The sequence below is a fragment of the Roseisolibacter sp. H3M3-2 genome, assembly GCF_029211165.1.
Taxonomy (GTDB): domain Bacteria; phylum Gemmatimonadota; class Gemmatimonadetes; order Gemmatimonadales; family Gemmatimonadaceae; genus Roseisolibacter.
The window spans coordinates 1-6,942 of record NZ_JARGEK010000269.1 but is presented as its reverse complement, the minus strand read 5'-3'; the positions used below and the strand labels follow the sequence as shown (position 1 = coordinate 6,942).

The following is a 6,942-nucleotide window of genomic DNA, read 5'->3' as shown; positions in this document are numbered from 1 at the left end:
CCGCGTACCGGCGGCGGCTCGCCGAGGAGCGCCGCGCGCTGCGGGCGCGCCCGCGCGACGAGGCCCGGCAGGCGAACGCCGCGGCGCTGTCGGCGGTGATCGCCGACGCGTGCGCGTGAGGACGCGATGCGCATCCGTCCCCGCGTCCGCGCGCTCCTCCTGACGCTGCTGGCGCTCGTCGCGCTGCTCCCCGGCGCGGCGCGCGCGCAGAAGGCGCTGGTCGTGTGCCCCCCCGCCGAGCAGGCGGGGTGCGGGCGCGTCGCCGACCAGCTGACCGCCGCCGCGCACCCCGACGGCGCGCCCGTCTTCCCCGACGGCGTGGACCGCCGGTACGCCGAGATCGACACCATGTCGGCGCCGACGCTGCAGGCGTACGCGCTGGTGTTCGTCCCGTCGCTGGCGGGCGACCGCTATGCCGCGCTGCGCACGCCGGCGGCGCGCGAGCGGCTCTCCTCCATCCTCACGGGCCGCGTCGCCGTGTGGTCCGGCACCCCGGACCTCGGCGCCACGAACGGCAAGAGCGCCGGCAAGCTGGCGCTGATCCAGAACCTCGCGCGCTGGGCCTCGGGCAGCTGGTCGGGCACCGGGAGCGCGGGGCTGGTGGTGCTGCAGGACCAGTCGGGCGCCGGCGCGTACGACTGGGTGCGCGGGATCGCCGGGCTCGCGGTCGCCGCCGCCGGCGCGCCCGCCAGCTACGACCGGGTCGAGGCCGACGCCGCGGTCGCCGCGGCCGGCGCGATCGTGGGCGGGCTCGCGTACGACAACATGGCGTCGTTCGGCCTCGCCGCGCCCGAGTCGGGCTCGCCGGCGACCGCCGCCGCGCGCGGCCCCCTCGGCAACGGCGCCAACGCGACGCGCGGCGAGGTGGTGCTGCTGACCGCGAGGCGCGGCGGCGAGGAGCAAGCGCTGGCGGGCGGCGTCGCGAAGGGCGGCAAGGGCGGCGCCGGCGCCACGCTGGCGGTGAGCCCCACGTCGGCCGCGCCGGCCCCGGGCGCCACGCAGGTCGTGACCGCGACGCTGAAGGACAAGAGCGGCAAGCCCCTCGCCGGGCGCGCCGTCGCGTGGAGCGCGACCAACGGCGCGACGCTCTCCGCCGCGACCGGCACGACCGCGGCCGACGGCACCGCGGCGACGACCGTGACCGTGGCCGCGGCCATCGGCACCGTGCACGCGGTGACCGCGTCGGCCGACGGCGCGACCGCGACGGCCACGCTGACCGTGTCGGCGGGCGCCCCCGCGAAGTACCTGGTCAGCACGAGCGCGGCGAGCGTGCTCGCCGGCGGCACGGTCACCGTCACCGCGCAGCTGGCCGACGCGAACGGCAACGCCGTCGCCGCCGCCGGGCGCACCGTGACGTGGTCGAGCACCAACGGCGGCACGTTCGCCGCCGCCACCAGCACCACCGGCGCGAACGGCGTGGCGACGGTCGTGTTCACCGCCGGCGCGGCGTCGGGGACGTCGCACGTCATCACCGCCACCGACCAGGCGAACGCCGCGCTCGTCGGCGCCAGCGGCGCGGTCGCGGTGGCCGCGGGCGGGGGCGGCGCGCTGGCCCTCGTACGCTGCACGGTCGCCGTCGCGACCACGCCGAGCGTGTCGTGCGCGTCCGACGCGTCGGGCGGCTACCAGGCGAGCGGCGCGACGCTGGTCTACGGCGGGCAGGGCGGGCTGGTGCAGCTCGGCGGCCAGGGCGGCTCGTACGCCAACGGCACGCTGGCGGCGTCGCTGACCGTGCGCAACCTGCTCTACCAGTCGATCGGCACCACCGACGGTGTCGCCACCGCGGCGGACGGCGTGCGCGTGTTCATCGTCGGCGCGCCGACGGTGATCGCCGGCACCGGCACCGTGACGCCGGTGGGCGACGGGACCGCCGCGTTCACCGCGCCCGCGCAGCCCTACTGGCAGTACGCGACGGTGCTCGACCAGGGCGAGGTCAGCGCGCCCAGGAACCTCACGTTCACGATCGCCGGCGCGGTCACGACGTTCACCGTCGACCTGCTGGTGGCCGCGGCGGTGCAGTTCCCCGACGGGCGGATCGACGTCACGCCGTCGAACGTGTCGGTGCAGTCGACGAAGACGCAGCAGCTGCTGGCGACGGTGCGCGACGCGATCGGCGCCGCGGTCGGCGGGCAGAGCGTGGGGTGGGCGTCGTCGGACACGACGCTCGCCACCGTCGGGGTGACGCCCGGCATCGTCACCGGCGTCACCACCGGATTCGTGACCGGCGTGCGCCCCGGCCCCGTCACGATCACCGCCACCGCGGGCGGGCGCAGCGGGACGGCCAAGATCGTCGTCACCGGCATCACGCGCACGTGGACCGGCGCCGCGTCGACGAACTGGCACACGGCCGCGAACTGGGTCGGCAGCATGGTGCCCGCCGCGCAGGACTCGGTGCTGATCCCCGCCGGCACGCCGACGCCGGTGCTCGCGCAGAACACCCAGGTCGGCGACCTCACCGTGGCCGACGGCGCGACGCTGGACCTCGGCGTCTACAACCTGAGCGCGACCGGCAACGTCGCCGCCGGCCTCACCGGCGGGATCGTGAGCACCACCGGCGCCCTCGTGCTCGAGGGGATCGCCAAGTCCGTCCGCGGGCGCGTCCCGCGCCTCCGCGTGGTCGGCATCTACTCGCTGCTCGACACGCTCTACGTCGCCAGCCAGCTCCGCGTCGACTCCGGCCGGCTGAGCGACGCCGGCTTCCGCATCACCGTGCAGTGACCGCCTCCGGCATCTCCCACTTTCCAATAGAGACCACGCCCATGCCTCGCTCCCTCCGCACCGCCGCGCTCACGGCCCTCGCCTCGGCGCTCCCGCTCCTGATCGCCGCCGCGCCCGCGGGCGCGCAGTCCGACATCCTCATGCGCCTGCGCTCGGGCAGCCCGGCGGGCGACCGGTTCCGCGTCGACAGCGCGGGCGGCCTGATCGCGATGGGCGAGATCGGCCGCGGGATCATCCCCGCGTCCGGCCCCGGCTGGCGCATGATGTGGTACCCGTACAAGGTCGCGTTCCGCGCCGGCTACGCCGACGGCGGCAACCAGATGGACGACGCGAAGATCGGCTTCTACAGCTGGGCCGGCGGCGCGCTCAGCGTCGCCTCGGGAATCCACAGCTTCGCGATGGGCGACGGGGCGGTCGCGAGCGGCCCGTCCTCCGTGGCGCTCGGCTCCAAGACGGAGGCGACCGGCGGCGCCGCGGTCGCGATCGGCCTCGCCAACCGGGCCGTGCAGACGGGCGCCCTCGCGCTCGGCCACCTGACGGTCGCCGACGGCGACGCCGCCACGGCCCTCGGCTACCGCAGCACCGCGAGCGCCGACTACTCGACGGCGATCGGCTACCGCGCGGCGACGCGCGGCCGGGTGGGCGCGATCGTCATCGCCGACGCGTCGACCACCGACTCGCTGGAGGCGACCGCGAACAACCAGTTCACGCTGCGCGCCGCGGGCGGCGTCCGGCTGTTCACCAACGCGACCAAGACCACCGGCGTCACCGTGGCCCCTGGCGGCAGCTCGTGGAGCGTCGTCTCCGACAGCACGCGCAAGGAGGCGTTCGCGGAGGTCGACGGCGAGGCGGTGCTCGCCAAGCTGCGCGACGTGCCGGTGACGAGCTGGCGCTACCGCGACGAGGAGGACCGCGCGACGCGCCACATCGGCCCGATGGCGCAGGACTGGCACCGCGCCTTCGGCTTCAACACGGACGACCGCACCATCAACATGAGCGACTTCGACGGCGTGAACCTGGCCGCGGTGCGCGCGCTCGAGGCCCGCACCGCGCAGCTGCAGGCGAAGGCCGCCGAGGTGGACGCGCTGCGCGAGGAGGTCCGCGCGCTGCGCGACGGGCAGCGCGCGCTGGAGCGCCGCCTCGCGAAGCTGGAGGGCGCGCGCTAGCCGCGCGTCGGCAGCGCCAGCCCGAACGCGCGGTCCGAGAAGGTGGCCGCGTAGACGGCGCCCCCCGCGGCCGCCGGCGACGACAGGAAGTGTCCCGGCGGCAGCGGATGGCGCGCGGCGATCCGCCCGGTCTCGGCGTCGAGCACCCACAGGATCCCGTCGACGGAGCCGATGCTCACCCACCCGTCGGCCACGGCGGGGCTGGAGTCGTAGATCGTGCTCCCGGTGGCCGCGACCCACAGCTCGCGGCCGTCGAGCGCCGACAGGCAGCGCACCTCCCCCTTGTCGCCGAGGCAGCCGATGTAGAGGCGGTCGCCGACGACGGTGGGCGACGAGTAGCCGACCTTGTCGCCGGGGGAGGTGAACGTCCACCGCGTCGCGCCGGTCGCCGCGTCGAAGGCGTGCAGCACGTTGCCGTTGGCGGGGACGAACACCATGCCGTGCGCCACCGCCGGCCCGCCGATCGCCGGCGAGTAGGCGAACGACCGCTCGGTGCCCGGTCGCGACCAGACGAGCGCCCCGGTCTCGGCGTCGAGCGCGTAGACGTTGCGGTCCCAGGCCCCGACGTAGAAGCGCGCGCCGTCGGTGGCGGCCCGGCTCTGCGCGAACGCCGACGGCGTGTCGGCGAGGCGGAAGCGCCACCGCTCGGCGCCCGTCGCCAGCGCCAGCCCGTACACGTGCCCGTCCCCCGACGCGATCGCGGCCACGCCCTTCGCGACCGCCGCCGAGGCGTACACCGGGCCGCCGGTGGGGCGGCGCCAGCGGCGGGCGCCGGTGCGCGCGTCGAAGGCGTACACCGCGCCGTCGGCGCTCCCCACCACCACCAGCCCGCCGGCGAGCACTGGCGACGAGTGGCAGTAGCCGCCGGTCGCGGCGCGCCACCGCTCGGCGCCGTCGGCCGCGCGCAGCGCCTGCACCGACCCGTCCATCGCGCTCACGTACAGCGTGCCGTCGGCGACCAGCAGGTGCGACATCACCGCGCCGCCGAGCGCGCGGTCCCAGCGCGCCGCCAGGGCGGGCGCGTCGACCTTCGGCGTCGCGGCCAGCGGCGCCGACGGCCAGACCTGCCGCTTCTCGCGCGGCGCGGCCAGCGGCACCGCGGCGAGCGGGCGGAAGTCGGGCGACTCGAGCGTGCGCCGCGACAGCCGCACCTCGCCCGCGCCGGGGTCGACCTCGACGCGCTGGTAGGAGCCCTGGTACAGCCCCTTGTTCATCGTCGTCGTCATCCCCGCCCAGTCCCACAGCAGGTCCTGGTGGCCGTGGCCGGTGAAGACGAGCTTCACGTTGTACGGCTCGACCGCGGCGAGGAGCATCGCGTCGTTGTCCACCGGGTCGCCCGGCCGCCCCATCTGGTGGTGCGAGAAGAGGAACACCGGCGTCGCGCGCCCCACGCGCCGCAGGTCCTGCTCCAGCCACCGCAGCTGCGCGCGCTCGTAGTGGCCGTAGTGCGACAGCGGGACCGTGCTGTCGAGCAGGACGAAGTGCGCGCCGGCGTGGTCGAACGACCGGTACGGCGCGCCGACGCGCTCGCGGAAGATCTGCAGCCCGCGCGGCGCCCACCGCACGTCGTGGTTGCCGGGGATGTGGTGCACGGGGTACGGGATCCCCTCCAGCACGCGGCGGTAGGCGTCGTACTCCCCCGCCCACCCGTAGTCGGTCACGTCGCCGCCGTTGACCGCCAGCGCGGGGCGCACGCGCTCGGCGATCTCCAGCACCAGCCGGCGGCACGCCTCGAAGTTGTAGTCCTTGAGGCCGAGGTGGGTGTCGCTGAAGTACGCGAAGTCGAAGGCGCGCGGGTCGCGGAGGCGGGGCAGCGCGGGGGCGATCCCCGCGGCGACGCCCAGGCGCAGCAGGTCGCGGCGGCTGATCGGGGTGTCGAGGAACGCGCTCGGGAGCGTCATCCGGCCAGCACCCCGGCGAAGACGTCGGCGTCGACGTTGCCGCCGCAGAGGACGACGGCGACGCGGCGGCCGCGCGCGCGGTCGCGCTCCTGCAGCAGCGCGGCCAGCGAGGCGGCGCCCGCCCCCTCGGCGGCGTTGTGCGTGTCGTGGAAGAGGGCGCGCATCGCGTGCGCCACCTCGTCGTCGGTCACCTCGACGACGCGCGCGAGCCCGCCGAGCAGCGCCAGCGCGTCGGGGACCGGGGTGCGGCACGCCATCCCGTCGGCGAGGCGGGTGGTCGCGGGGTGCGACTCGGGGCGCCCCGCCGCGAGCGAGCGGGCGTAGGCCGGCGCGTGCGCGCTGACCACGCCCACGACCTCGGTGGACAGCCCGAGTGCGCCGCGCGCCGCCAGCACGCCGCAGGCCCCGGAACCGAGCCCGATCGGGACGTACACGGTGTCGAGCGCGGGGACGGCGCGGAACAGCTCGAGCGCGTAGGTGCCGACGCCGGCGACGAGCAGCGGGTGGAAGCTGGGGAGGCGGTGCCAGCCGCGCTCGCGCGCGATCGCGTCGGCGGCTTCGACGGACGCCTGGAAGTCGTCGCCGGCCTCCACCAGCTCGACGCCCTGGGCGCGCATGGCGGCGTTCTTCTCGCGCGAGTTGCCGTGCGGGACGACCACCACCGCCGGGATGCCGAGGCGCGCCGAGGCGAGGCCGACGCTCTGCCCGTGGTTGCCGCGCGTCGCGGTGACGACGCCGGCGACGCGCGGGACCTGGCGCGCCAGCCAGTCGAAGTACGCGATCCCGCCGCGCACCTTGAACGCGCCGGCCGGCGTGTGGTTCTCGTGCTTGACCCACGTCTCGGTGCCGGTGCGCGCCTCGAGCAGCGGCCACCGGTACTGCGGCGTCGGCGGCATGGCCGCGTACACCAGCGCGGCGGCGGCCTCCAGGTCGGCGAGCGCCGGAAGCGCCGGAAGCGCCGGGAGCGCGGGCGGCGCCGGGGGCGCGGGGAGCGTCGGGGTGGCGGTCATCGGCGGGTCACGACGGCGAAGCGCGTCCAGTTGTCGGGGAGGTCCTGCACGCCGGCGGCGAGGACGGCGAGCCCCCAGCGCGCGGCGGCGCGCGCGGCGGGGAGGGCGCCGACCGCCGCGTGCACGGCGCGGGCGACGTCGCGCACC

General features: G+C 76.6%; 5 protein-coding genes. 2 read left to right on the top strand and 3 right to left on the bottom strand.

The window, feature by feature from the left end:
- Positions 1–126 precede the first annotated feature (126 nt).
- Both PYV61_RS18420 and PYV61_RS18415 read left to right on the top strand, forming a co-directional pair.
- On the top strand, positions 127–2,718 hold the full coding sequence (locus PYV61_RS18420; RefSeq protein ID WP_275834317.1) for an Ig-like domain-containing protein: 2,592 nt from the start codon (positions 127–129) through the stop codon (positions 2,716–2,718).
- Positions 2,719–2,759: 41 nt separating this feature from the next.
- Positions 2,760–3,884, top strand: coding sequence for a tail fiber domain-containing protein (locus tag PYV61_RS18415; protein WP_275834315.1), 1,125 nt, complete (start codon positions 2,760–2,762; stop codon positions 3,882–3,884).
- Here PYV61_RS18415 and PYV61_RS18410 read toward each other — a convergent pair.
- From PYV61_RS18410 to PYV61_RS26650, 3 genes are read right to left on the bottom strand one after another with little or no spacing between them, the layout of a single operon-like run.
- On the bottom strand, positions 3,881–5,785 hold the full coding sequence (locus PYV61_RS18410) for a PQQ-binding-like beta-propeller repeat protein (RefSeq protein WP_275834313.1): 1,905 nt from the start codon (positions 5,783–5,785) through the stop codon (positions 3,881–3,883). The two genes, PYV61_RS18415 and PYV61_RS18410, sit on opposite strands and share 4 nt — an antisense overlap.
- The gene (locus tag PYV61_RS18405) at positions 5,782–6,795 is read right to left on the bottom strand and encodes a threonine dehydratase (protein ID WP_275834311.1); all 1,014 of its coding nucleotides are present in this window, start codon (positions 6,793–6,795) and stop codon (positions 5,782–5,784) included. The genes PYV61_RS18410 and PYV61_RS18405 overlap by 4 nt, the downstream gene beginning before the upstream one ends.
- Positions 6,792–6,920, bottom strand: a complete 129-nt coding sequence (locus PYV61_RS26650) for a prephenate dehydratase domain-containing protein (protein ID WP_345785261.1) — start codon at positions 6,918–6,920, stop codon at positions 6,792–6,794. Before PYV61_RS26650 ends, PYV61_RS18405 begins: the two co-directional genes overlap by 4 nt.
- Positions 6,921–6,942 lie beyond the last annotated feature (22 nt).